General features: G+C 28.5%; 24 protein-coding genes. 3 read left to right on the top strand and 21 right to left on the bottom strand.

Features of this window, described 5'->3' with window-relative positions; translation table 11 throughout:
* From TEGL_RS04145 to TEGL_RS04100, 10 genes are all read right to left on the bottom strand, one after another.
* On the bottom strand, positions 1-1,089 hold the full coding sequence (locus TEGL_RS04145; RefSeq protein ID WP_018592831.1) for a cysteine protease StiP family protein: 1,089 nt from the start codon (positions 1,087-1,089) through the stop codon (positions 1-3).
* A 12-nt stretch (positions 1,090-1,101) separates the two neighbouring features.
* On the bottom strand, positions 1,102-2,295 hold the full coding sequence (locus TEGL_RS04140) for a phosphoribosyltransferase family protein (RefSeq protein WP_018592830.1): 1,194 nt from the start codon (positions 2,293-2,295) through the stop codon (positions 1,102-1,104).
* Positions 2,276-3,346: an HpcH/HpaI aldolase/citrate lyase family protein gene (locus tag TEGL_RS04135; protein WP_018592829.1), complete on the bottom strand. Its 1,071-nt coding sequence runs from the start codon at positions 3,344-3,346 to the stop codon at positions 2,276-2,278. Before TEGL_RS04135 ends, TEGL_RS04140 begins: the two co-directional genes overlap by 20 nt.
* A 59-nt stretch (positions 3,347-3,405) precedes the next feature.
* Complete coding sequence (locus tag TEGL_RS04130) at positions 3,406-4,545, bottom strand: toxic anion resistance protein (protein ID WP_018592828.1); 1,140 nt, start codon at positions 4,543-4,545, stop codon at positions 3,406-3,408.
* Complete coding sequence (locus tag TEGL_RS04125) at positions 4,545-6,113, bottom strand: YceG family protein (protein WP_018592827.1); 1,569 nt, start codon at positions 6,111-6,113, stop codon at positions 4,545-4,547. Before TEGL_RS04125 ends, TEGL_RS04130 begins: the two co-directional genes overlap by 1 nt.
* A gap of 69 nt (positions 6,114-6,182) precedes the next feature.
* Entirely contained in the window at positions 6,183-8,957 is a 2,775-nt protein-coding gene (locus TEGL_RS04120; protein ID WP_018592826.1) for a calcium-translocating P-type ATPase, PMCA-type, read from the bottom strand.
* Between the two features lie 3 nt (positions 8,958-8,960).
* Positions 8,961-9,590 (bottom strand): TerD family protein, encoded by a 630-nt coding sequence (locus tag TEGL_RS04115; protein ID WP_018592825.1) that lies wholly within the window; start codon positions 9,588-9,590, stop codon positions 8,961-8,963.
* Positions 9,591-9,607: 17 nt separating this feature from the next.
* Positions 9,608-10,189, bottom strand: coding sequence for a TerD family protein (locus TEGL_RS04110; protein ID WP_367656673.1), 582 nt, complete (start codon positions 10,187-10,189; stop codon positions 9,608-9,610).
* A 48-nt stretch (positions 10,190-10,237) separates the two neighbouring features.
* On the bottom strand, positions 10,238-10,819 hold the full coding sequence (locus tag TEGL_RS04105) for a TerD family protein (RefSeq protein ID WP_367656672.1): 582 nt from the start codon (positions 10,817-10,819) through the stop codon (positions 10,238-10,240).
* A 134-nt stretch (positions 10,820-10,953) separates the two neighbouring features.
* Positions 10,954-11,346 (bottom strand): hypothetical protein, encoded by a 393-nt coding sequence (locus TEGL_RS04100; protein ID WP_018592822.1) that lies wholly within the window; start codon positions 11,344-11,346, stop codon positions 10,954-10,956.
* 155 nt (positions 11,347-11,501) lie between these two features.
* On the opposite strand from TEGL_RS04100, the gene TEGL_RS04095 reads away from it, so the two are divergent.
* The gene (locus TEGL_RS04095) at positions 11,502-11,729 is read left to right on the top strand and encodes a (2Fe-2S)-binding protein (RefSeq protein WP_018592821.1); all 228 of its coding nucleotides are present in this window, start codon (positions 11,502-11,504) and stop codon (positions 11,727-11,729) included.
* Between the two features lie 49 nt (positions 11,730-11,778).
* Here TEGL_RS04095 and TEGL_RS04090 read toward each other — a convergent pair whose 3' ends face one another.
* Genes TEGL_RS04090 through TEGL_RS04075 form a run of 4 tightly spaced genes read right to left on the bottom strand, consistent with a single transcriptional unit; the run spans position 11,779 to position 15,868 of the window.
* Positions 11,779-13,146, bottom strand: a complete 1,368-nt coding sequence (locus TEGL_RS04090; RefSeq protein ID WP_018592820.1) for a PTS galactitol transporter subunit IIC — start codon at positions 13,144-13,146, stop codon at positions 11,779-11,781.
* A gap of 28 nt (positions 13,147-13,174) precedes the next feature.
* A complete protein-coding gene (locus TEGL_RS04085) occupies positions 13,175-13,621 on the bottom strand; it encodes a PTS sugar transporter subunit IIA (RefSeq protein ID WP_018592819.1) in 447 nt (148 codons plus the stop codon).
* Between the two features lie 9 nt (positions 13,622-13,630).
* Positions 13,631-13,915: a PTS sugar transporter subunit IIB gene (locus TEGL_RS04080; RefSeq protein ID WP_018592818.1), complete on the bottom strand. Its 285-nt coding sequence runs from the start codon at positions 13,913-13,915 to the stop codon at positions 13,631-13,633.
* Between the two features lie 18 nt (positions 13,916-13,933).
* Entirely contained in the window at positions 13,934-15,868 is a 1,935-nt protein-coding gene (locus TEGL_RS04075; RefSeq protein ID WP_018592817.1) for a BglG family transcription antiterminator, read from the bottom strand.
* 298 nt (positions 15,869-16,166) lie between these two features.
* On the opposite strand from TEGL_RS04075, the gene TEGL_RS04070 reads away from it, so the two are divergent.
* Positions 16,167-17,102 carry an alpha/beta hydrolase gene (locus tag TEGL_RS04070; RefSeq protein ID WP_018592816.1) on the top strand — a complete coding sequence of 312 codons (936 nt, stop codon included), beginning with the start codon at positions 16,167-16,169 and terminating at the stop codon, positions 17,100-17,102.
* 60 nt (positions 17,103-17,162) lie between these two features.
* Here the strand turns inward: TEGL_RS04070 and TEGL_RS04065 are convergent, their stop codons facing one another.
* The 7 genes from TEGL_RS04065 to TEGL_RS04035 all read right to left on the bottom strand — a co-directional run bounded on the left by TEGL_RS04065 (position 17,163) and on the right by TEGL_RS04035 (position 25,096).
* Entirely contained in the window at positions 17,163-18,125 is a 963-nt protein-coding gene (locus TEGL_RS04065) for an ABC transporter ATP-binding protein (RefSeq protein ID WP_033316621.1), read from the bottom strand.
* The gene (locus TEGL_RS04060) at positions 18,097-19,089 is read right to left on the bottom strand and encodes an ABC transporter ATP-binding protein (protein WP_018592814.1); all 993 of its coding nucleotides are present in this window, start codon (positions 19,087-19,089) and stop codon (positions 18,097-18,099) included. The genes TEGL_RS04065 and TEGL_RS04060 overlap by 29 nt, the downstream gene beginning before the upstream one ends.
* Positions 19,090-19,098: 9 nt before the next feature.
* Positions 19,099-19,932: an ABC transporter permease gene (locus TEGL_RS04055; protein WP_018592813.1), complete on the bottom strand. Its 834-nt coding sequence runs from the start codon at positions 19,930-19,932 to the stop codon at positions 19,099-19,101.
* Between the two features lie 16 nt (positions 19,933-19,948).
* Positions 19,949-20,893, bottom strand: a complete 945-nt coding sequence (locus TEGL_RS04050; RefSeq protein ID WP_018592812.1) for an ABC transporter permease — start codon at positions 20,891-20,893, stop codon at positions 19,949-19,951.
* A gap of 66 nt (positions 20,894-20,959) precedes the next feature.
* Positions 20,960-22,525, bottom strand: a complete 1,566-nt coding sequence (locus TEGL_RS04045) for an ABC transporter substrate-binding protein (protein ID WP_018592811.1) — start codon at positions 22,523-22,525, stop codon at positions 20,960-20,962.
* Positions 22,526-22,741: 216 nt separating this feature from the next.
* A complete protein-coding gene (locus tag TEGL_RS04040; protein ID WP_018592810.1) occupies positions 22,742-24,520 on the bottom strand; it encodes an aminopeptidase P family protein in 1,779 nt (592 codons plus the stop codon).
* A 15-nt stretch (positions 24,521-24,535) separates the two neighbouring features.
* The gene (locus TEGL_RS04035; RefSeq protein WP_018592809.1) at positions 24,536-25,096 is read right to left on the bottom strand and encodes an NUDIX hydrolase; all 561 of its coding nucleotides are present in this window, start codon (positions 25,094-25,096) and stop codon (positions 24,536-24,538) included.
* A 299-nt stretch (positions 25,097-25,395) separates the two neighbouring features.
* Here TEGL_RS04035 and TEGL_RS04030 point away from each other — a divergent pair, with 299 nt between their 5' ends.
* Positions 25,396-26,907: a hypothetical protein gene (locus tag TEGL_RS04030; RefSeq protein WP_338460406.1), complete on the top strand. Its 1,512-nt coding sequence runs from the start codon at positions 25,396-25,398 to the stop codon at positions 26,905-26,907.
* The last annotated feature ends 49 nt before the right edge of the window (positions 26,908-26,956 follow it).

Below are 26,956 nucleotides of genomic sequence, written 5' to 3'. Positions count from 1 at the left end.
TTATACATCCTTCATATTTTTTATTATTCCACAACAACTATATCCTTTTAAAGGAACTTCTTCTATTGGAACATTTTTTTCTTTTGCAAGAACAAATATATGATCTAAATTTTTATCATTTATATCTTTTACTAGTATTTTGTAGGGGATCCTTCTAAGTAAAACCCTTGTAGTTTCACCTACTCCTGGTTTTATAAAATTTATATCCTTTATGTTATATATTTCTTTTATTATTCTAACATCTTCATCAGCAAGTTTTGTTATTATATCATCTTGCCAATTTTTTATTTCTTTTTCTATATTTTCATATTGATTTTTAAAGCAATCACAAATTGTATCAAGATATTTTATAGATTCATCATGTTCTTTTAATTCTTTGTAGTACTTTGCTCCATGAAAATCATTTTCTCCTATTATATCCTTTCTAAGGACTGTTCTACTTATAAGGCCTGAGACAGTTGAATTTAAACATGCACTTGGAATTAGGAAATCCTCCCTAACACCATATAACCCAGAATACCCAGCAGGATCCGCAAGTACTGCTAAAGTAGAGTCAAATTTCATCTTATATTTTAAATTTAAATCTTCACAAGCCTTATCTAGTTCTTTGCAAATAGTTCCCTTTCCTGTCCATCCATCTATAAATTGGATTTTTGAATTAGGATGTTCTTTTAATATATAATCAATAGCATTCATATCAATACCTTTGTCTCTTATTATTGATATAGAATAATGAGGTAGATTCATATTGTATTTTTCTTTTAAGTATCTTTTAGCTAAAATTCCTATGGGAATTCCAGCCCTTGCTAAAGATACTAAAACTACATCATATCCATTTTTCTTCACTATTTTTTCACTCATTACTCCTACTGCAAAAGCTAATTTATACTTTGTAGCTTTTAGTTTTTCATAATATAAATTCAAATATTTTCCACTTACATTATATTCAATAGGTATCATCTCTGAGTAATGAGTCCCACTTTGAATCTTCATTTCTCTTTCTTTATTACCTTCTTCTTTTATTAAATTAGAAATATCTTTTAATAAAAAAATTACATCATCTTTTGAATATGTGCCAAATTCCCCCATAAGTCTCTCCTTTTAACAGCAAACTATATTTAATTTCTTTATTGAAGTTTGTTTAAATATATTAATTATTTCTTCATAAACTTTTTTATCTTTATTAAACTCTACAAATAAAAAACATTCATTATAATCTTTTTTATCTATATTATATAGGTAGTTTTTCACATTTTTATTATAAAGACTATTTAACTCAAATTTAGATTTGATTGGATATTCATTTTTATCAATATTAATTATTGGACTTCTTGTTGTTGAATAATAATATATATTTCCCTGGCAGTATTTTGCAAATAACATCGGTATATACATAAATTCTTCCGTTCCTAAAAATAATACTTTAGCATTTTTATCTTCTATATTAAGTTTCTTAGACTCTCTTTTTACTATGTCTTTTAACTTGTTTTGTTCTATTTTATTAAGTCCAAATCTACCAGTATATTTTACATATCTTTTTTTTCCAATGTAATCATCCATATCTAGATTTATATAATTTATTTGAATATTTTCATTTTTATCTTCAAAAAATTTATCATTTTTAATTTTATTATCATCGATATTTAAATCATTTAATTTAAATTCAAACTCACCTTTAAATAAGTATACAAATTCTATAGAACAGTTTAGATCCTTCTCCAATTGTTTTATTCTTTTTAAATTTTCGCCTTCTACCCAGTTTAATATAGAACAAATTGTATATCTTTCTTTTGGGTACAATTTATGTATTTTCTTAATAAGATTTATACAAGTATTTGCAGTCGTTACTTCATCATCTACAAGTACAACTTCTTCTCCTAATTCAAAATTTTTTATTTTATTAAAATAAAGATTATGATTAGTAGCATGAGAATGTTCCTCTAAAAAGTCTAAACTTTCAAAACCTTCCACACTTTCTCTAGTAGTATGTAAAAATTCATAATCATTTTCCATATAATTAAATACACTATGTCCTATGGCAGTTCCTGTCTCCGCAAAGGAGATTACAACTCCACTAGACGGATTTCTTTTTTTATTATAAGCTTCCACTATTAATTTCCCCAAATTGTCCATATCTTTTGCTCTACAAGCAATATGCTTACCAAGAACTTTAGACACAAATAAAAATCTTCTTTTGTCATTATTTCTTACTGCTATTTCTAGAAAGTCTTCTAGATTTAAGCCTAGTACATTTTCTTTAATTTCTAAATCACAGTTAAAATTTAAGTAAGTCATTATAGTCTATCCCCTCATTTAATACTCCATATATTTTAGATAACATGATGATTTTTTTAGCCCATAAAAGATGAGGATTAACTTCATTCATACGTTGCCCTGATATACTTCTACTAACACCATACTTACTTTGTATACTTTCTAAAATCATCTTTGCATCCATATAATCTTCATAACTTACTGCACAAAGAGCTTGTACTATTGCTACTTGATTTGGATGTATTACTGTTTTTCCAACTAATCCATGGAATTTATCTAACAATATTTCTTTAACATATTCTTCTTTGATCTTTTTATTACTTATATCATAAAATTCTGATACACCACCACTAATAGGGATGTCTAATTCTTCTCTAGATAAATATGTAATAATATCATTTATAAAGTTTGTACAAATAATATTTTCATATATGGAAATATTCTTACTTCTTCTTATTCCAAAAATACCAAGAATATCTGTTATCCCCACTCTAATATTAAGTATTCTAGATTTATGTTTAATTAAAGTATTATATAAATCTAAAAATGCTTTTTCTTTGCTCTCTTTATATATAAATTCTTTGCTTTCAATTATAGGTAACAAATAAATTTTATCTAGATTTATGGTGTCTAGTACTTCAATGCATTTTTCGATAATAATACTATTTGCTTTTGGAACAAGAATTCCTGTTAACATCTCTTTGTTTTCATAAATAATATTTTTTATTTTTTCTAGTTGTGTAGGATTTTTTGTTCTAATAAAAATAAGTGGTCTTTCACTATCTTTAATTTCTCCTTTTATATTATTTAGTACTAATGATAAATTTTGAATTGCTTCTTCCTCTCCACTTGTGCCTATTGAATCTTCTAAACATATAGCCAAAGGTCTAGAACATTTTACATTTCCCATAATATTTTTATACATCATGTTATACTGTGTGGCTGGTATATATAAAAAAGCTCCTAGAGCATACTTCAATATATTTATATCTGTATTTTTATTAAATTCTTCTGGCTCTTTAAAAAATAGCCTCTTTCTATCTTCTTTACCTATAAAATCAAAGTATCTCAATTTTCACGCCTCCAAAAAGATAAATACAAAGAACTAACGTCCTTTGTATTTCTGTCAATTTATTTATTGTAAATTATAGATGTATTAAGTTCTTCTAATCTCTTAGTATTATCTTTTATTGATTCTCTGTTCATAGCTTCTATTCTTAGAGTTTCCTCTATTCCACTTTTAATTGTACTATGCATTTTCTCTAAAGTTTCTATTTGTATAGAACTTGAATTTGCCATTTTAGCTATTTGTATACTTTGTGATGTTACGTTTTGAGCATTTCTTATAAGTAACTCATTTGTTTTATCATCAAGAGCTTGTAAAGATTTTGTTTGTAATTCTTGTTTCTTTAACAAAATTGCTTGAGATAAACATTGTTTAAATACTGGTAAAGTAACAACAAAAGCACTATTTATTTTTCTTATTAAACCATAGTTATTATGTTGCATTCCTCTAAGCATTGGTATAGTTTGTATTGCTATATTTTCAGCTATTCTTAAATCATAAACCCTTTGATTTAACATATCATATACTTTAGTAAGTTCTTGAAAATTAACCACATCCATTTGATTTCCACTAGTTTCTGCCAAGTTTTTGAAATGAGGTAAAATTTCATTATCCATTTCTTCTATTGCCATTTCACCAGCAACTATATACTTTTGAAGTTCTTCGTAGAAATTAAAGTTTTCGTTTATCATAGCTCCCAATTGCTTATTAGATGTTTGTATTTCTCTTTCATACTTTTCTAATTCTATTTGAATCTTTTCAACTTCTCCACCTAAAGTCTCATATTTTTGGAACATAAGCTCTATAGCATTACTAGCTTTTTTAAATATCTTTTGCAAAAATGATGGTTCTTTAGTTTCTTGGAAATCATCTAAATCAAATCTATCCATTATTTTAGCTAACTGTTCTATCATTTTTGAATTTTCTTCGTTCTTATTCATTTTAATAGTGTTTAGTAAACTATTTGATATTCTAGCGATTCCTTCTGCTGCTGGACGACCAAATTCAAGAATCGTATTTGGATTTTCTACTTCTATAAGAGATGTTAACGCTTCTACTTCTCTAGATTGTCTAAGTTCTTGCTTTTTCTTATTTGTATATTCCACGATATCAAAATTTTCTTCAGTATTATTTACTTCTGTATTATTAATAACCTGTGGTGTGTTTTTATTGTCCCTAGATAAATTATTAAGATTTATTCCCATTAAAATAATCCCCTTTTACTAAATAATTTTTTTAATATACTTTTTTCCTCTTCTTCTTTTTCATCTAAATCAAATTGATAAATCATTTTATCCAGCCTGTGAATATCTATTACTTTAGAAGATATTACATTTTCAATGCAGTTGTCTCCACCTGGTGATAATATAATAATATCAAATCCTATTTTTGATAGTAAAAGTAATAAAAATCCAATTTCCTTATCAAATACTACGGCTTCTTCCATATAAACAACTAACTTTGGATTAATTAAAGCATAATCAAAGTTATTTATCATATGTACAAATTTTTTATCCATGTTTAAGACTGTAAATAAACCTTTTATCCTATCTTCTCGATTTAATTCATCAATAAATACATTACTTGCTATAATTTCTTCTACCTTTTCTAAAATCATAGTTTGCTGAGGTTTGCCTAAAGTTGATATTGAATAACTTTTTTCTTGTAAAACAGATTTTTTATCTATTACTCCCTTTGAATCAAGTATAAAAGATAAGCTAAAAGCATCATTTGTAAATGGTTTAGCCAATTGTTCAAATCCATCTTTTAAATCAATGAAATTAACATATTCTCTTGGTCCTTTTAATATTTTTACAAAGTTTCGATATTCATGTTTATCATTGTATACTCCATTTATTTTAGAAAAGAATACAGACACCTCTATATAATTATTATCGAAATTAAAACCAGGTCTTAGCTTTAAAGGTTGGTTCCAATAAATAGATATTTCCTCCATAGTTGAAGTCAATAAAACGTTTTTTATCTTTCTATCTTGTAGCTGCCACGGCTTAATAAATCCAGATTCATTTAATAACTCATTACTTATTCTTTGTGATGCCTGTGCCCCTATAGTCATTGCTTTTTTTATAGATCCTTTATTCACTTTTTCTCCAAGAGCAACTCTCTCTTCAAAAGTAAGCATATCTTCAACATTTTCTTTTACAATTTCTTCTATTTTATATAAGTCTTTGTTTAAAACTACTATATTGCTTGATGAATTAGGATTTAGATATAATACATCAAAACCAGCTAAATATAATATCGCTAAGAAATATGCTTCATGTTTTTTTATCTCTCCATAAAAAATAATTTTTGGTGCATCATCTTTATTTATAGTTAAGGGATCTACATAAGTTTTTATCCACGACATAACCTTGATAATAAAATTTTCCTTAACTCTTTCATTATTAAATTGCTTTTCTTCTTCTTTTAAAACCTTATCAAATGATTTTTTTATATTGTTGTTTATTTTTTCATTTGAAATTATTCTAATGTCCATATGTTCTAAATTATTTCTATAATTACTTAATTTATTTTTGAAATAGTTTATCATATCAAAATCACTAGGATTTGGCAAACTACTACTAAATAAGGCTATATCTTTCCTATTATCAATATTATATTTTGTTTTGAAGATTTCTAAATTATACAAATCTTCATCTTCTAATCCTATATATGAAATAAAATAATTCGTATATCCACTAGTAATTGTGTAATTTTCCCTATCTATTTGGCTGGAGAATATTTTTTCAAAGACTTTAGAATTACTCATTTTATCCTCCTCAAATTTAATTATTATTTTTAATTATCCCCATCCTTAAAAAGAATGGGGATATTATCTTTAAGCATTTTCAGTTGCTAGTTCTTCACTTTTCTCTGTTTTTGGGTTAAACAATCTTATTACTAATTTCACTATTTCATTAACTACTACTATTGATGCAGCAACTAGTATTATTTTTATCCATAATCCAAAACTTAATGATACAGAGTTAAAGAAGTCTTGGAATATTTGTACAAAGAAAATTTGTGCTATTCCTGTTACAGATATTATTTGTAATGCAAGTTTATTCTTTGTGAAGTTTGGTATTATACTATCACTACCAAATTCTCTACAGTTAAATGCATTAAATAAAGCCAAGAATGCAAATAATGAGAACATTACTGTTTCATTTTCTTCTGGTGTTACATTTAATATATTGAATGTAGATTGTGCAAGTAATAAACCTGTTATAAATAATGCATTTAAAATTATTGTTCTTATCATTGATTTAGATATTATATTAGCATTTCTGTTTACAGGTTTTCTATTTAAAACAAAATCTCTTACTGGCTCTAGTCCAAGAGCTAATGCTGGAGGTCCATCCATTATTATGTTTACCCACAATAATTGTATAGTTGTAAATGGCATTTCTTGACCTAACACTTGAGATATTATTGCTATTAAGAAGGCAACCACATTTACTGTTAATTGGAATTGAACGAATCTTTGGAAGTTATCGTATATTCCTCTACCCCATTTTATACCTTTAACAATTGTTGAAAAACTATCGTCAGTTAATATAATATCTGCAGCACTTTTAGAAACTTCTGTTCCAGATATACCCATAGCTATACCAACATCTGCTTTAGATAAAGCTGGAGCATCATTTATTCCATCTCCTGTAACTGCAACTACTTCGTTATTATATTGTAGTGCTGATACTATTCTCATTTTGCTGTCTGGTTTACTTCTAGCAACTATAGATATTGTTTTTATTTCTTCTCTTAATTCTTCATCACTTAATGTGTCAATATAAGAAGCTTCAACAGCTCTCATATTATTTTTTAATAATCCTAATTCTTCACCAATTGCTTTTGCTGTGATTATGTTGTCGCCTGTAAGCATTTTTACAGCAACACCAGCATGATTAGCTACTTTCACTGATTCAACAACATCTGGTCTAAGTGGATCTCTTATACCTACAAATCCACTAAATACTAGGTTGTTTTCTTCTAAAGATATATCTATTGTTTCATTTTCAAGTGTTAAAGCTACTTCAGCCTCTTGGCCACCTGATGAAATTTGCTTATAAGCAAATCCTAAAGTTCTCATTGATTTAACTTGTAGTTTTTCTATTTCTTTTAATATATCTGTTTTTATTTCTTCAGTTATAGGTATTATGTTTTCACCTTTTTGGACAAAAGTACATAAATCTAATAGTACTTCTGGTGCTCCTTTAGTTAACAATAGATAAGAATCACCATTTGCAACTAATGAGCTCATTCTTTTTGTATCTGAAGTAAATGGTTTTTGAGATGTCACATCTGCACTGCTTCTTATTTTTCTATAATCTTTCTCCTTATTATATAAAAGCAGAGCACATTCTGTTGCACTACCTAAATATTTTACTTCTTCTTCACTATGCTCAATATCAGCTGTAGAGTTTATTAAACAGTTTTCTTCAAAGAAACTATTTGTATTTATATCATTTCCATCTATATATCTTCCATCTACATATGCTACTTCTACAGTCATTCTATTTTGAGTTAATGTTCCTGTTTTATCTGAACAAATTACTGAAACAGAACCTATAGTTTCACAAGCTTCTTTTTTAGTAACTAAGGCATTTATTTTAGCCATTTTTTGCATAGTTATTGCTAATGTCATATTTATCATAGTTGGCAAACCTTCTGGTACAGCTGCAACTATTAAGGCAACACATACTGTAAATGCAGTTTTAGCTGGTCCTATTGATTCTAAGAATGGCATAAATCCTGACATATCAATATTTAATGTGTTGTTCATAACCATTTTGAAAATCATAAATATAAATAGTAAACCTGCTATTGCACTAGAAACTTTGGCTATCATAGCACCAAGATTTCCAAGTTTTAATTGTAGTGGTGTTTCTTCATCTTCATCACTTAGGTTTTGAGCAATTCTACCCATTTCACTATCATCACCAATAGACGTAACTACCATAGTTCCTCTACCATAGGCAACTAGTGTACCACCAAATACCATATTTATTTGTTTAGCAGGTATAGGCTCTTGTTCTATTGTTTGACCTTTTGATTCTATTTTTTCCATTGGTATTGTAATATCTGCATTTTTGGATACATCATCAGATTCTCCTGTTAACATATCTTCTCTAACTTTTAAGTTTACAGATTCTATAAGTCTCCCATCTGCTGGAACCATGTCTCCTGTTTCAATATAAACTATATCTCCAGGAAGTAATTCATTTTTAGGAATTTGTTGTACTTTTCCGTCTCTAAGCACTTTAACTTCTATATTTTCTGTTAATTTTGAAAGTGCCTCTGCTGCTTTTTTAGATTTACCTTCTGTAACCATTCCTATTCCTACACCTATAGCTATGGCACATATTATACCTATAGCATCATGTGTTTCACCAACAACTGCACTTATTATTGCTGCTGCGATTAATATTACTATCATTGGTTCACTTAAAGCTTCCTTTAAGTCATCAAAAAAACTACCTTCTTCTTTTGGTGTAAATTCGTTGAAACCATATTTATTTCTTCTAGAATCAATCTCTTTGGATTCTATTCCTGTTTCTACGGTAACCGCTAGTTCTTTTAGTACTTTGTCTTGTTTTTCATTAAAAAATTTCATTTTTTATACCCCATATGCACATTCTACTCTGGCTAAATTCTCTCTTATATCTCTTAAAGATGTATCTCTAGTTCCTTCTCCTATTGCTGAGAATTTCCAAGTGTCTTTATATCTATATATTGTACCTACTATAAGAGCTGTCTTATCACTATAGTCATCTGTTAAATTATATTTTGCTATTTCTTTATTTGTATCTCTATCTACAACTCTTATAAAAGCATTTTTTATCATTCCAAAATGTTGTCTTCTACTTACACAATCATAAATATTGACTACAAATAAAAGTTTATCAACATCAGATGGTATTTTATTTAAATTTACTAAAATTTGTTCATCGTCACCATCGCCATCTCCAGTTAAGTTATCACCTGTATGAACAATAGATTTACAAGTACTTTTTAAATTCCCAAAATAAATTAAGTCTTTACTGTTGTTCATTTGACCTTTTTCATTTAGCATAAAAACTGATGCATCACAATCTACATCTGCTCCTCCTCCGCCAAATAAACTACTTAAGAACCCTCCTCCTTTTTGAGTAACTGGGTCCCATCCAAGCCCAACTAGTAAAGAACTAAGCCCTGGATTGGATTTCTTTAAATCTATTTTTTCTCCCTTTTTCAAACTAATTGACATAAGTATTTCCCCCTATTTTATACATTTAATCCATAATTTTTACATAAAGCTTCTAGACCACCTTCAAACCCTGATCCTACTGCGCTAAATTTCCATTCACCATTGTATTTGTATAATTCACATGCTACTATGGCAGTTTCTATACTAAATTCTTCACCAAGATCATATCTTAGTATTTCTTCTTCATTTTCAGAATTTAAAACTCTTATGTATGAATTGCTTACTTGTCCAAAATTTTGTCTTCTTTCTTTAGCTTCATAAATTGTTACGGCAACTGCTATTTTTTGTATATGATTAGGAATTAATTTTAAATCAACTAAGATTTCTTCATCATCACCATCGCCTTCTCCGGTTCTGTTGTCACCTAAATGTTCTACTGCCCCAGAGATATGTTTTAAATTATTGTAGAATACAAAATCTTCATCTCTTTCTACTCTACCTGATTCCCCTACCATGAATACACTTACATCTAAATCATAGTCGTAACCACTATCAAAGCTGTTAATATCCCATCCTAATCCTAATTTAATATTTTTTAATCCTGGATTTCCTTTTGTAAGATTAATTTTTTCTCCCTTTTTTAAAGTTATTCCCATTATATAACCTCCATATTAATTAATACATTTTATATTCTAATAAGTATCTTTCTATAAATTAATACCAAAGTTTTTGCATAAAGCTTCTAATCCACCTTCAAATCCTGACCCTAGCGCATTAAACTTCCATTCTCCATTATGTCTATATATTTCAGCTACAACTACTGCTGTTTCTATACTAAAATCTTCTCCAAGGTCAAATTTTAATAATTCTTCATTATTATCTTTATTAATAACTCTGATATATGAGTTACTTACTTGCCCAAAATTTTGTCTTCTTTCCATTGCTTCATGAATTGTTACAGTAAAAGCAATCTTATTTATATTTTCTGGAACTAATGATAAGTTTAGTAATATTTCTTCATCATCTCCATCACCTTCACCAGTCCTATTATCTCCTAAATACTCCACAGCTCCTAAAGAATGCTTTGGATTATTATAAAATATAAAATCAGTATCTTGTGTTACGTTGTCATTACTTCCTAATAGAAATGCTGATGCATCCAAATCAAAGTCAAATCCACCATCATATTTATTAGTATCCCATCCTAAACCTACCATAATATTTTTTAGTCCTGGATTTCCTTTTGTTAAACTAACTTTTTGACCTTTAGCTAATGTTATTCCCATAATCTCTACCCCTTTCATTCAGTAAGTAATACCAATATTATTATACCATTGGTATTAAGTTATTTGAAATAATTTAGGAATTTTTATCAGTTTTTTATATAAAAAATAATAATAAGGTAAAATAAAAATATTTTTTACTATTCCTCAACTTTTTTAAATGATTGAGATAAAATATATCCTGAAAGAGCAAAAAGCACCAAAGTTAAACTATTTAATATAGTGAAATTTAAGTATATAAAATAAGAAGAAATTGATATCATAGCAAATATGAATATTATAATAAATCTATAATTCAATAACTTCCACTTTCCATCTTTCTTGAACTCAGTATAAATATCTTTAATCCCTATCCAAAAACCTAAAATCATGTATCCACCAAATTCTACTAACATTATTAAATAGTCATATATAGAATCATAAGAAGTTTGTTTTAAATTAATACAAATTTCACTTAACTCACCCATAGCTAATACTATTAGTACTCCTATAAGAAAATATACAGTATTAATCACCATATTTATATTTTTCATATTATACCTCCCATTTAATAATATTTATATAGAATATATTTATAAATGTAGCAGAAATATATATTATATGCATTTACAATTTATTTAATTTGATGTTAAAAACTATAATTGGGTATAAAATTTAATATCTATATAAGCTTTAGGAGGATAAATTTATGTTTAGTAAATTAATTAAAAAAAACAAGAAATTTAAAATAATAAATTCTAATAAACCTAAAAAAATTTGTTCTTGTTATAATATTTATAATTATGACATTATGGATGCTCTAAATAATGGGTGCCGTGGAATAAATGATATTAGAAAAACTACAAAGGCAGGTACTGCTTGTGGCAAATGTAATGCCTCACTTGAATATGAAGTTTATAAAGCATTAAAAAAGTAAGTCTCTTATTAAAGAGACTTACTTTTTATATTTTACCAAAATTAAGGAATTAATTTGCTTGATCTAAATTATTTACTTCTTCTGTTGCTTGATCTTCTTTTAATATTAATCTTCTATTCCATAACATAATTCCAACTGTTGAAGCTATTAATGCTCCTATTCCTATTGTTTTTAACTCAGTCAACTTAACTATTAGCCATGGAAGTGGACTTGAACCGTAGTCAATACTTGATATCATTGTAGCTCCATTTGGTATAGCAAACTTAGCTGCTAGTGCTGCTTCTGTAAATAGCGGAGACATACTTGTTCCTATTAGTAGCCCTGCTCCTACAACTATAATACCTACTATAAATGCTCTAAAGAAATCTCCTCTTACAAGTGGAGTAATCAAAACAAACATAAATGGTAATCCTGCTAATGATGCAAATGGTAAGAATTGATTTCCTGGTATTATTAAAGCTAATATTAATGTTACTGGCACTAAAACTAGTGAAACTGCTAGTGTAACTGGGTGACCAACACTTACTGCTGAGTCTAATCCTATGTAAAGCTTAGCTTTTCCTTCAAATTTACGTTGAATTAAAGATTGTACTGCTTCAGACACTGGCATTAAGCCTTCCATCAATACTGCTGCCATTTTTGGAGTAAGTACAAGTACAGCACCCATTACTACAGCTAAGTTTAAAGTCCCTTTCACATCATATTTTGCAAGTAATCCAAGTATTACACCTATTGATGTTCCTAATATAGCTGGATCTCCAAATACCCCAAATTTCTTTTGTATATCATTTGCATCTAACTTTATTTTATTTATTCCTGGTATAAAATCTAATATTTTATTTGCTAACCATGCTATTGGCACATAAGATGCTGAGAAGCCATGAGGAATTGATATTCCAGGAAGTCCTAATTCTTTTTCTACCAAAGGAGCAGTTCTATCTGCAAGAACCATTGTAACTATCATATTTACTGCTGACATCACTAAAGCTATTGGTAAACTTCCTGTTAGCATGTAAACTAAAGAACCTGTGAAAGCGAAATGCCAGAAATTCCATATATCTATATTTACTGTTCTAGTTGTTCTTGTAAGTAACATTACAACATTTATTATTATTCCTAAAGGTATTATTAAAACACCAACTGTTGAACCAAATGCTATTGCTGAAGCTGCTGGCCAACCAACATCAAGTACATTTAAGTTTAATCCAAAGTTTTTAACCATTGCTTCTGCTGCTGGTCCTAAATTTTCTGTTAATATTGTTATTATTGCATTTAAACCTATAAATCCTATTCCTATTAGAAGTCCTGATTTTATAGCATTTGCTAGCTTGACGCCTAAACATACTGCAAATACTGCAAATATTATTGGCATCATTACTGAAGGACCTAAGTCAACTAACTTTTGTAATATATCCATTATTACTATTCCCCCTATTTATTATTTTTTATGATATTTTGTTATTTAAAACTTCTACTATTACTGATGGGTCTTGCTCATTATATAAACTCTCTAAAAATTCATTTTCTCCAAATAATCCCATTAATTTTGATAAAAGGCTTACTTGTTCTTCTTTTTGAGTAACTAATAATACAAATGCCATATTTACATTAATATCATTATTGGTACACATTTCTTTAAATTCACATTCATTTTTTAATCTTACAAATGCTACTCCTGGCTTATTTACATGTTCTGAATCTGTATGAGGTATAGCTAAGTTATATTTTTCAGTTCCTATGGCAGTCGGATATTCTTCTTCTCTTTTTATAATTGCATCTTTAAAAGACTCTTTTACATATCCTTTTTCTAATAGTTCATCTGCTATAGAATTTAAAAATTCATCACTAGTTTTATATTCTACATCTAAAAATACTAGGTCCTTGCTTAACATTCATTCCACCTACATTCCTAGTTTTGCAACTATATCATCCATTAATTTATCTACTCCTAATCCTGTTATAAAAGGTAATCCTGATATAACTGGTATATCCACACTTTGGCTAAATTGAGCTGTAGTAACAACCATATCATGTCCTGCAACTTTTCCTGGTAATTCTGCTACTGTACATTGAGTAAATGAAACTTGTCCTCCTAAGCCTCTTTTTTCAAATCCAGCTTTTAATTTTTGTATTGCTACTGTTGATGTTGCTATTCCTGCTCCACATGCTACTACTATTTTTTTCATAATCCTAATCTCCCTTTATTAATATAATTTTTTAATATAATTCAAATCTTTTTTGTTAATTATTTTTTCAACTTTATACATTTCATCAACTTGGTTATATATGTCCAAGAATAAATTTTCATGTTCTAGAAATACCTCTTTATTTATGGCTATCATCATTACTAGTTGAACTTCTGAGTATACCCATTTTATTGGTTCTTCCAAAATTGCTACATAAATTCCAGGCTTTTTCACTTCTCCAACTAGTGCATGAGGAATGGCAACCATATTCCCTATTTCTGTTGATGAAAGTTGTTCTCTTTCTATAAAGGAATTTTTCATTACTTCGTCTATATATCCTAATTCATACATTTTATTGGACATGTATTCTACCACATCTAAGTAATTATCCTTATTTAAGTTTGGTGAGAATATTTCATCTTTAAAGTATGATTTTATATCTAGTTTGTAATTTTCATTTCCTTTACTTATAAAATGATTTATTTTATTCATATCTGTATCACTTAGAATAGGTGATACATTTATAATAGGTAAGTTTTTGTACTGTAGATTAATAGTTGAAATTATCAAGTCAATATCTTTAAAATCTAACTCCTCCAATTTATAAGATGGATATACTCCACAAATCTGAATTTTAGATCCAAATCTATTTGATAATTTGCTTCTTAGAAGTATGGATGTTCCCATGCCAGATGCACATATAACAATTACTCGAAGTCTATCTTTTCTTCCCTTTATGTTCATCCTTTCTAGTGCACCACCAAAATGTAGTGCCAAAAATCCAACTTCATTCTCATCTACTTCCACATTCATATCTTCTTCTATTGCTTTAGCCAAGAAGTTTGATAGCTCGTAAGCTAGTACATAGTTTTTCTTTATTTGGTCTAGCAGATTATTTCTTATTTTCATTTTGTATTGTATTCTGTGAAGAACACTTTTTAAGTGAACAAGAAGACCATTTTCCAGTATTTCATCATGAGTAAAATCTATACCTATTTGTAAATAAATCTCTTTTAAAGACTTTCTTATAGTTTTTAAATTTTTACTATCTTCTTCATCTATGGAATAGTTATCATCTTTAAATAATCTGTTTTGAGATTTTAAATGCTGATATATATACACAACTTCTGCTGTTGGAAATTGAATTTCCGTCAACTTACATATTTGCCTACAAAGATTTAATGATGCTTCATATTCCATTTCATCTGCTGGTATATTCTTTACTTTTTCTTCATTGATAATCTTGTCATTTTTTATTCTTGTAATAGTAATAACTATATGATTGAATAAATTATCAAATCCTAAATCAGTAATGTTTAAGTCATATCTGTTTATTACATCAATTATTATAGATTTAATACTTTCTGAAGATTTTGTATCTATCATTTCTAAAATAGTACCTGATTTTTCTTGTCCTATTTTATGAACAATATAATCAGATAAAAAGTATCTAAACTTAGCTTCATCACCACTAATATAAACACCTGAATTTCCTTTGCGGGATAATTTTAAGTCATAATTATGTAATATATTTTTTACGACTTTTAAATCATTTTTTAATGTAGATAAACTTATAAATAACTCATCACATAACTCATCTTGTTTTATTGATTCTGTTTCGCTATCCACATATAGAAATGCTAGCTTTCTAATTAGCCATTCCACCCTATTTTCTTCTAAGGTGTACATACAGTTGCAATCGATTTCTCCAACTATACTTTTTAGCACTTTGTAATCGTCGTAATTCTCATATTTTATTTTATATCCATGACTTCTTTTAGAAATTATTTCACAATTGTATGATTGTAAAAAATCATTTATATCCTTTATCTCTCTTTGTACTGTTTTTACAGATATCTGATTTATTTTTGCTAAATCATTTCCACTTATATAACCATCAGAACTTATAATTGCATTTATTATTCCTCTTTGTCTACTTGTTGCTTTTATCATTTTTATCTCCTTCATATTTATATAGTATCAATAAGTATTTTTTTTAAATAGTCTTTATATTTCTCTTATAAAAGGACATTTGTCGTCTCACTTTGTGAAATAATGTCCTTTATAATTCTACTACTTTTATATATATAATTAATAGAGTATAAATTATATATATAAGTTATAAAGCCAGTAATAAAGACTATATCCTGTGATATATTACATTTTTTATCACTTATTCCAAATGATACTACGTCAAAATATAAGCAACATATGATAATATATTTCTTAAATCTTTATGGGGGTATTATGTATGAAAAAAATTAAGAAAATAATAATAACCCTTTCGCTTGTACTCTTGATTGGATGCCTAGGGGTTAGTTCTTTGGTAGGAATATTCTTTTATAATTTAGCAGTAAATGCAAATTATTCAAAAGATATAGTTTATGCAGATCATAACGGGGATAAACTACGAGATGATGAAAAATGGCTTGAAAAAGAGTCTAATTATACCGAGAGTTATATTGAATCAAATGATAATTTAAATTTACATGCTTATACAATAAATCAAAATAATAATACTGATAAATGGGCGATTGTTGTTCATGGTTATGGTGGTAGCGGTAAATTAATGAGTGTTAAAGCAAAATACTTTTATGAAATGGGATATAATGTGTTAATTCCAGACCTAAGAAGTCATGGAAGGAGTGAAGGTGATTATATTGGAATGGGTTGGGACGATAGACTAGATATAATAAGTTGGATTAACTTTATAATTCAAAATAATTCAAATTCTAAAATAGTTCTTCATGGTACTTCTATGGGTGCTGCCACGGTTTTAATGGCTTCAGGAGAGGATTTACCTCCTAATGTGAAGGCTATTATATCTGATTGTGCTTATACTTCCGTTTGGGATGAATTTAGTTATGAATTAGAAACTTATTTAAACGTACCGACATCTTATGTCCTAAATGTTACTAATATTATTACTAAATTAAGAGCTGGATATTCTTTTAAAGAAGCTTCCGCCATAGATGCAGTAAAAAAGTCTACTGTGCCCATTCTTTATATTCATGGTGATAGTGATAAATTTGTTCCTTATTCTATGATGGACAAGTTATATAATGCCACTAAATCTCCAAAGGAAAAATTAACTATTGAAGGTGCTGAGCATGCAAATTCAGATTTAATTTCACCTTATCTTTATTGGCTTACAATAAATGATTTTGTAGAAAAATATATTCCTTAATTTTAATCATATAAATATAAGTTTTATAAATAATAAAAACACAGACTTATAGTCTGTGTTTTACATTAAGTGGCAATAAACTATCTGATTATTTTCATATATTTTTGCCTTTGGCTCTTCTTTTGTACATATTTCTTCGCATAATTTGCATCTAGTTCTAAAGCTACATCCAGAGGGAGGATTTATTGGATTAGGAACATCACCCTCCAATATCTCTTCCATTCTTTCATTATCAATAGATGGTATACTACTAAGCAAGGCTTTAGTATAAGGATGTTTAGGATTTATATATATATCCTCACTATTACCAATTTCTACAATTTTACCTAGGTACATGACACATACTCTATCTGAAATATGTCTAACCATAGATAAATCATGTGCAATAAAAAGATAGGTTACATCAAATTCCTTTTGTAAATCTTCTAGTAAATTAATAACTTGAGCTTGTATAGATACATCTAATGCTGAAATAGGTTCATCACAAAAAACAAAATCTGGCTTAACTGATAATGCTCTTGCTATACCAATTCTTTGCCTTTGCCCCCCACTAAATTCATGGGGATACTTTCTAGCACAGTCTCTAGATAGACCTACCTTTTCTAGCATTTCATAAACAATTGCTTCTTTTTCTTTATTACAATAGTCTGTATGGATATCAAGAGGCTCTTTTATTATATCTTTTACCATCATATTTGGGTTTAATGAAGCATAAGGATCTTGAAAAATAGTTTGAATTCTTTTTCTGAAAGATTTTAATTCTTTTTCGTTCTTTTTGCTTATATCTTCTCCATCAAATAATATTTCTCCATCTGTTACTTCATAAAGCCTTATTAAAGTTCTTCCTAAAGTGGATTTACCACACCCACTCTCTCCAACTAATCCTAAAGTTTCTCCTTTTTTTATATTAAAACTTACATCATCTACTGCTTTAACTTCTTTAATATCTCTTTTCAAGATTCCAATACCTTGAGTGAAGTATTTTTTTAAATTCTTAACTTCTACCAAATTCATTTTTCTCATCCTCGCTTAATTTTGCACAATTTACTTTATGTGTTTTACTTAATACATTTGTTTCAATAGTTTTTTTACAAATATCATCTTTCTTATCACATCTATCATAGAAAGGACATCCACTTGGTGGATTAAGCAAATTAGGTGGTGAGCCTTGAATTGGAACTAGTCTTTCTTTTTCATATGAGTTACTCTTTGGTATAGACTTTAAAAGACCTATGGTATACGGATGTTTAGGGCTTTCAAATATTTCCTTCACTGTTCCAGTTTCCATAATTTGTCCACCGTACATTACTATAACTTTGTCACAAGTATTATAGACTACTCCAAGGTCATGAGTTATTAAAATAGTTGAGCTTTCATTTTCTTTGTTCAGATTTTTAATTAACCTTAAAATCTGTGCTTGTATGGTCACATCTAATGCTGTAGTAGGTTCATCTGCTATTAACAATTTAGGTGATGAACTCATAGCCATAGCTATACAGACTCTTTGTCTCATACCTCCACTAAATTCATGTGGATAATTATCAACCCTTACTTCTGGTGATGGTATTCCTACCATTCTAAGTAAATCTATTGCCTTTTTTCTAGCTTCATTTTTGTTAACTTTTTGGTGTCTCATTAGTACTTCACTTATTTGTTTGCCTACTTTTATAAGTGGGTTTAAAGCTGTCATTGAATCTTGAAAAATCATAGAAATTTCATTTCCTCTTATTTTTCTCATTTCACTTTCATTTAACTTAGCTAAGTCTCTACCTCCAAATAGTATTTCTCCGCCCACTACTTTTCCTGGGCTACTTATTAGACCCATTATGGATTTTGAAGTTATACTCTTTCCACTACCACTTTCCCCAACTAACCCTACAATTTCTTTTCTTCCTATATTAAAACTTACTTTTCTTACGGCTTGTACTTCACCTTGTTTTGTAAAGAAAGACGTTTTTAAGTTTTTTACTTCTAGTATATTATTCATTCTTTCCACCTACCTATCATTTGCCTTAGCCTCAAATGTTGATCTTAAAGTATCACCAATCAAGTTAAAACTTAGCACTGTTAATAATATAAACATACCTGGGAACATTGCCATATATGGTGCTTGTCCTAAGTAAGCTTGTGCATCCTTTAACATACTACCCCAAGATGCATTTGGTTGCTGTACTCCTAAACCTAAGAAACTAAGAGATGATTCCATAAGTATTGCACTTGCTATATTGATACTAGATGCAACGATTATAGTAGGAAGTATACTCGGTATTATGTGTTTAAAAATAATATTAAAATGACTTTGGCCTACAGACTTTGCATACAATATATATTCTCTTTCTTTAACTGATAAAGTTTCAGCCCTTACTACTCTAGCAATGCTCATCCATCCTAAAAATCCAATTACAAAAATTATATTTTGGATACCAGACCCTAAGTATGAATTTATCACTAGAATCAAGAAAAATGTTGGTATACACATTAATATATCTATAAATCTAGTTATAAAACCATCTATTTTTCCACCAAAGTAACCACTTATAGTTCCTACAATTGTGCCAAATGCTGTAGAAATTAACATAGATAAAAAACCTACTGTTAAAGAAACTCTTCCTCCATATAAAGACCTTGTAAAATAGTCTCTTCCCATATTATCAGTTCCAAATATATTACCTCCACCAGGTGATTTAAGTCCATTAACTGGATCTATTTTATTTGGATCAAAAGGACTTAAGAATGCTAGTATACAAGCAATACATAATATTCCTATAATAGCAAGGGCCATTATGGCTAATTTATTATCTTTGAAATTATTTTTTAATCTTTCTACCATTTATCTTTCCTCCCATTTATGCTTTAATTCTTGGATCTATTAACTCATATAATATATCCGCAATTAAGTTTCCGATTATTAATATTAGAGAGGAAAACATAGTTATTCCCATAACAACAGGATAATCATATCCAAAAATTGAGTTTATCCCTAATTGTCCCATTCCAGGCCATCCAAAAATTGTCTCTGTTATAAAAGCTCCTGTTACAAGTTGTGGAAGTGACATTGCAAATATTGTTATAACAGGTAATAAAGTATTTTTAAATACATGCTTAAATAATATATCTTTAGTAGTTGCACCATAAGCTCTTTGCGTAAGTACGTAGTCCTCTCTAAGTTGACTAATAGTACTGGACCTTATATATCTAGTAAATACACAAATATTATAATAGCTAAGAATAATTACCGGCATTATCATGTGTTTAAGTAGGTCTACAGTATTTTCTACCCCTACAGTTCTCATGCCAACACTAGGTAATAAGCCTAATTTTAACGAAAAAGTATATATAAGCATCATGGCGAACCAAAAACTTGGTATTGATATTCCTAAATATGAAATTACATTTAATACCTTATCTACAATGGAATCTTTTTTATATCCTGACACAAGCCCAACTGGTATAGCAACTAATATTGACAATACTAATGCTGTAACTGTGATTAAGAGTGTACTTGGAAGTCTTTCCATAATCACTTGAAAAACTGGTCTATGACTTATTAAAGAATATCCTAAATTACCCTGTACTGCGTTTATTAGCCATTTAAAGTATTGGACTATAATTGGTTGGTCCAATCCCATACTTACTCTTATTCTTTCTATATCATCAGGATTCATTTGTGGTGTTATATATGCTTGAAGCGGGTCTCCCGGTGCCATTTGCATTAATAAAAATGACACTAATGATATAAAAAATAACATTGGTATTAATCCCAATAATCTTTTTACAATTTTATTTTTCATATTACTCTCCTATTTTTCTTGTCTAAAAAAATAGCCGTAAGAAATACGGCTATTTTCTATATCATATTAGTTTTTTACTTTTATGCCATTTAAATCTCTAAACATAAATATAGGAACTAAATTAGCCTCTGTTACATCATAGTTTTTGTCTACTGCTACTATAGATTTAGAGTAACAAATTGGATAAAGTGCAGCATCCTCAGCTAAAGTTTTTTGTATTTCTTTATATAAGTCAGATCTTTTTGTTTCGTCAGTTTCTTTTAAAGCTTCTTTGAATTTCTTATCAATTTTTTTGTTAGAATAACCAGCAATATTATCACTTCCGCCGCTTACAAATATTGATGCATATTCAGCTGGTTCACTTCCCATTACATAACCATTTAAAGCTAAATCAAAACTTGCATTTTTTCCATCCCATAACTCACCATAGAATGCACTTTTCTCCATAGGTTTCAATTCTACTTCTACTCCAACTTCTTTTAAGTTGCTTTGTATAACTAAAGCTATTTTTTCTTGTTGACTCTTATGAGTGCTGTAAGCTAACTTTAATTTTAAGTCACTTGCTCCAGCTTCTTTTAATAACTTTTTAGATTTTTCTTTATCTTGTTCATACTTTTCTACATCATTAGTATATGACATTGTACTTGATGCAAATAATGAATAAGCTTTTTCTGCGTATTCTTCTGATTTATATGCTGCAGTAATTATTTCATCTTTATTTATAGCATAGGATAAAGCTTGTCTTACTTTAGCATCTTTTAAAGTTTTATTTACATCTTGCATAAATACAAGGTTGTCTACCATTCCTTCGTCAAATGCAACTATGTCAACATTTCCTTTGCCTTCAACATCTGCAACTTCATCTGGTTGAACATATTTAGCTTGTACTTCTCCATTTTGAAGTGCCATGTTTGCAGAGTTAGAATCAGCTATAACTCTATAAGTAACAGTTTCTAGATTGCCTTTTTCTCCATAGTATTCATCAAATCTTTCTAGAGTTATTAACTCTCCAGTTTTATATTCTTTAAATTTATATGCACCATTACCTATTGGCTTACTATTTTTCTCACTTTTTGCCAAATCTTTTTCATCTTTATAAATATGCTTAGGTATTATTCTTATATCTCCTAACATACTTTCAAATGAAGTAGATACTCCCGGTAATTTAAATTCCACTGTAGTATCATCTATTTTTTTTACTTCTACGGCTTTATCTTCTATAACAAATTTTCCCCTACTTATTGCCGCTTGTTTTTCATCTAATATACTGTCCATTGTAAATATTAAATCGTCTGCTGTTAAAGCTTCTCCATCATGCCATTTTAAATTAGGCTTCAATTTTACTGTGTAAGTTAAAAAGTCGTCTGATGGATTAACACTCTCCGCTAAATAAAACGTTTTCTCACCCTTCTCATTTACCACGTATAATGGATTAAATAAAGAATTCATCACTGTCATAGAAACTCTATCATTTGCATAAAGCGGATTTAAATTAACTGCATCACCACCTGCTACTATGCTCATTGATGTTATGTTAGAGCCTTCGGATGAACCTCCCTTACTGGAACACCCAACTGATAAAAGCATTGTTCCTGCAAGACCTAATGCTAATAATTTACTTGTTATTTTCATTTTTCCCTCCATGTTTATCTATTATATTATTTACCTCGACAAATCTATTATATTTTCTACAAACATAAATGGTCAAATTGTATTTTTATATAAATACGTATTAAGTATTTTATTTTTCTATATTAGTTTTATTAGCATTCTTTAAATACAAAAATAAGCCCCTATTTAAAGAGGCTTATTAAAAAATTCATTAAATTTTTTTATAAATGTGCATTGCTATATAGCTCTAGTGTATCCTTTTAACCACTCAACTTCTTCAGTAGTTAAGAATGGACTAACTGTATCAAATACCATTTTGTGATATTCATTTAAGTATGCTTTGTCATCTTCTTTCATAAGATCAACATCTATTGCATCTAAATCTATTGGAGCTATTGTTATTGATTCAAATTCCATGAATTGACCATATTCGTTTTTAACGCCTTTTTTGCAAAGCATTTCATTTTCTAATCTTATTCCATGAGAACCAGCTTTGTAGAATCCTGGCTCATTAGTCGTTATCATACCTTCTTCCAATGTAGCTAAGTTTCTGTTGTCACATCTGAATCCATTTGGCGCTTCGTGAACGTTTAGTACATGACCTATCCCATGACCTGTACCGTGGTTGTAATTAAGTCCTTGTTCCCACATGATTCCTCTAGCTAATATATCTAAATAGTATCCATTTGCACCATATAGGAATTTAGCTCCAGATAATCTAATCATAGCTCTAGCAACTGATGTAAAGTTAGATTTTTCTTCTTCAGTAAGTTCTCCTAAAGCAAAAGTTCTAGTTATATCAGTTGTTCCATCGAAATATTGTCCACCTGAATCTAATAAAAATAATCCTTTTGGCTCTAAAGTAGTATTACTTTCCTCATTAGCACTGTAGTGAACTATAGCTCCATTAGCAGCGTATCCTGCTATAGATGCGAAACTTGGTTCTATAAATTGTCCTTGTTCTTTTCTAAGTTCAGTCATTTTATCTGCTGCACTTATTTCAGTTATTTCTATTTTTCCTATATTATTTTTTAACCAGTACATAAACTTAGTTACAGCAACACCATCTCTTATATGAGCTTGTTTAGTGTTTGCTATTTCAACTTCGTTTTTCTCTGCTTTGAATATAGTAGAAGGGTTTATAGCATTTAATACCTTAACACCTTCTGGTATATTTTTTAATATTGTGTAGTTTATTTTGTTGCTATCAACTAAAACTACTTCTTCTTTTTCTATAGTTTTAACAAACTCATCTATTTCGAAGTATCCTTTTATTTCAACTACTTCTTCACCAAAGCTTGCTTTTATTTCACCATTTAATTTATTTTCATCAACAAATAATATAGCTTTGTCTAAAGTAACTACTGCATAAGAAAGTACAACTGGATTGTACTTAACATCCCCACCCCTTATATTAAATAACCAAGCTATATCATCTAAGCTTGTTAATATGTGAGTTGTTGCTCCAGTGTCTTGCATAGCTTTTCTAACTCTAGCTATTTTACTTGTGAAATCTTCTCCACTATATTTAACATCTAATAAAAATGCTTTTTCATCAGATAAAGCTGGTCTATCTTCCCATACTTCGTCTAATAAGTCACCTTCATAAGATATAGTTATATTTTTCTTAGTTAAACTAGTTTCTAATCCAGCTCCCATAGCTGCACTTATAGCTCTTCCGTCAAATCCTATTTTAGAATCTTCTGGAACTTCATTTTCTATGTATTCAAAAGTTGTAGGAACGTTTTCTTCTCCCATTTTGTAAAGTTCAACACAAGAAGTTGATAATTCTTTTTCAGCTTGTAAGAAATATCTTCCATCTGTCCAAAGTATAGCTTTTTCTGGAGTTATTACTACTGTACCAGCTGAACCAGTAAATCCTGATATAAATTGTCTTCCTTTGAAGAATTCCCCAACATACTCACTTTGATGATAATCTGCTGATGGAATTATGTAAGCAAATATGCCTTTTTCTTTCATAACACTTCTTAATTTTGAAATTCTGTCATTAATCATATTAAACCACCTTTACTATTTTAAATCTTTTAGCTTCTTATTAAGTTTGCCATAGATCTTTTTCATATAGGTCTCATTACTAGCTTCAACTGCTTCATCTAAGTCAAACCATTTGACTCCACTATTTTCATCGGCTTTAATGTGTGTCATTTCATTTTCATCAGCACAAAGTAAATAAGTAACATTTAGATGCATATGAGATGCCACGTATTTACCTTTTTTCATATGACCATCTACTCCAAGAACTTCTAAAGAAAAAATTTCCTCAGATAAAGGTGTTACATTTTTAAGCCCAGTTTCTTCTTTTGCTTCTTTCAACGAAACATAAAGTAAATCACCATCACCATCAGCATGTCCACCAGTCCATGACCATGAGTCATAAATGTTATGATAAATCATCAGTACTTTTGTTTTATCTTTGTTTACTATCCAACAAGATGAAGTAAAATGACCTATCTCATTATTCCTAGTAAGCACGTCATCAAAAGTATTAATATATTTTATCATTATTTCCTTGTCTTTTTCTTCTTCACAGTTGCATGGTAGATAATTTTCTATTTTTCTTCTTAAATCCATGTTTACCTCCCCATTAATAATGACCCTCTTTCAAATTCTATAATATTATTTATTAATAATCAACAGTGTAATTCTATTAAAATAATATTTTTATTTAAACATTGTTATTATGAATTTTTATTAAGATATTCCATAGCTTTTCACTATAATTTATTACAAATATATACTTATATGGTAAAATATTCATACTAAAAACAATCATTAAAAATATATACATTAAGGAGGTATACATGATTAATTTTCGTAACAATAAAACAGTAATTCTAGTAATGTTGCTCGCCACTTTTATGTGCTCGTTTATGTCTACTAATACTATAAGTAGCTTTGCTTCAAAATCTACTACTTCTGCTAAAAAACCATACTCTGGTTTGGTAACTATACGTGGTAAAACATATTATTACAGTTCTAAAACAGGAAAAAAGCTTACTGGGTTTAGAATTGTAAATGGCAAAAAGTATTATTTTTCAACTACTTCTGGTGCTCTGTTATGTGGTCTTAGAACTGTAACATATAAAGGTGAAAAACAAACTTATTACTTTTTAAAAAATGGTGATGTTTTTAAGGGTGGTCTTAAAGAAATTAATAATAAAAAATATTATTTTTCTAAATCTACAGGTAAGATGCTCACTGGCCTAAAAAAAATAGATAATAATACTAGTTACTACTTTTTAAAAGATGGTAAGGTATACAAAGGTGGCCTTAAAGAAATCAATAATAAAAAATACTATTTCTCCAAGTCTACAGGTAAGATGCTTACTGGTCTTAGAAAAGTAGATGATAACACTAGCTATTATTTCTTAAGTAATGGTGATGTATATAAAGGTGGCTTTAAAGAAATTAATAATAAAAAATACTATTTTACTAAATCTGCAGGTAAAATGCTTACTGGTTTTAGAAAAATAAATAATAAAACATATTATTTCATTAAAGATGGATATGCCTTAACAAATCAATTAAAGACAATAAATAATCAACTTTATTATTTTGAAAAAGATGGTTCTATTACTAAAGGTACAAAGACAATTAATAACTCAAAATACTACTTTGATTTAGATACAGGTGCTGCAATTTCTGGATTAAAACAAAGCGGTGGAAAATTATATTATTATGATAAATCAACACATAAAGCAATTACCGGCTTCAAAACTGTAAATAATAGTACATATTACTTCCATAATAAATATAATTATGCTTTAAAAGGATTACAATCTTTTGCTGATAAACTATATTATTTCAATGAAAAAAGCTGTAAAATGTTAAAAAATTCTAATATAACTTATGTAAATATTGAATTTGCTTTTGGAAATAATGGCGTTTCAACTAAACAAAATATAGCCAAAGGCTTTGAAAATGACAATAGAACTAATTTAATTTTTAATGGCTTTAAAAAATTAGGAACTCCATATGGTACATCTGAAGAAGAGTTAAGATGCAATACTTTTATTGATTATTGTTATCAAACTATAGGTATTAATAAACTTCAAGATTTAACTTCTAGTAGACAAGCCAAGTATTTATTAAAAAATAATAAAAATATACCATTTGAAAATTTAAAACCTGGTGATTTAATTTTCTATAATAGCGAAAATTGCAATCCAATAGAAACTACAGGTTCTTGTGGGAGAATTGAAGTAATAAATGATATAAGACTACATGTCCATCACGTTGCCATATATATAGGAGAAGGCAAAATGATAGATTCTACTCAAACTATTTACGAAGGATCTGGCCGTGTAAAAGTTACAGATTTCGATCCAAATACAACAAGTAAAACTTACTATCCTGTTTTATATGCTAACCTTATTGACTAATTAATTTATTTCATATAGAAAAGCGTCTACACTAATTATTATGTAAACG

Origin of the sequence: Terrisporobacter glycolicus ATCC 14880 = DSM 1288 (genome assembly GCF_036812735.1) — a bacterium.
Taxonomy (GTDB): domain Bacteria; phylum Bacillota; class Clostridia; order Peptostreptococcales; family Peptostreptococcaceae; genus Terrisporobacter; species Terrisporobacter glycolicus.
Note: the sequence above shows the minus strand (reverse complement) of the source record. Positions and strands in the feature narration are given on the sequence as shown.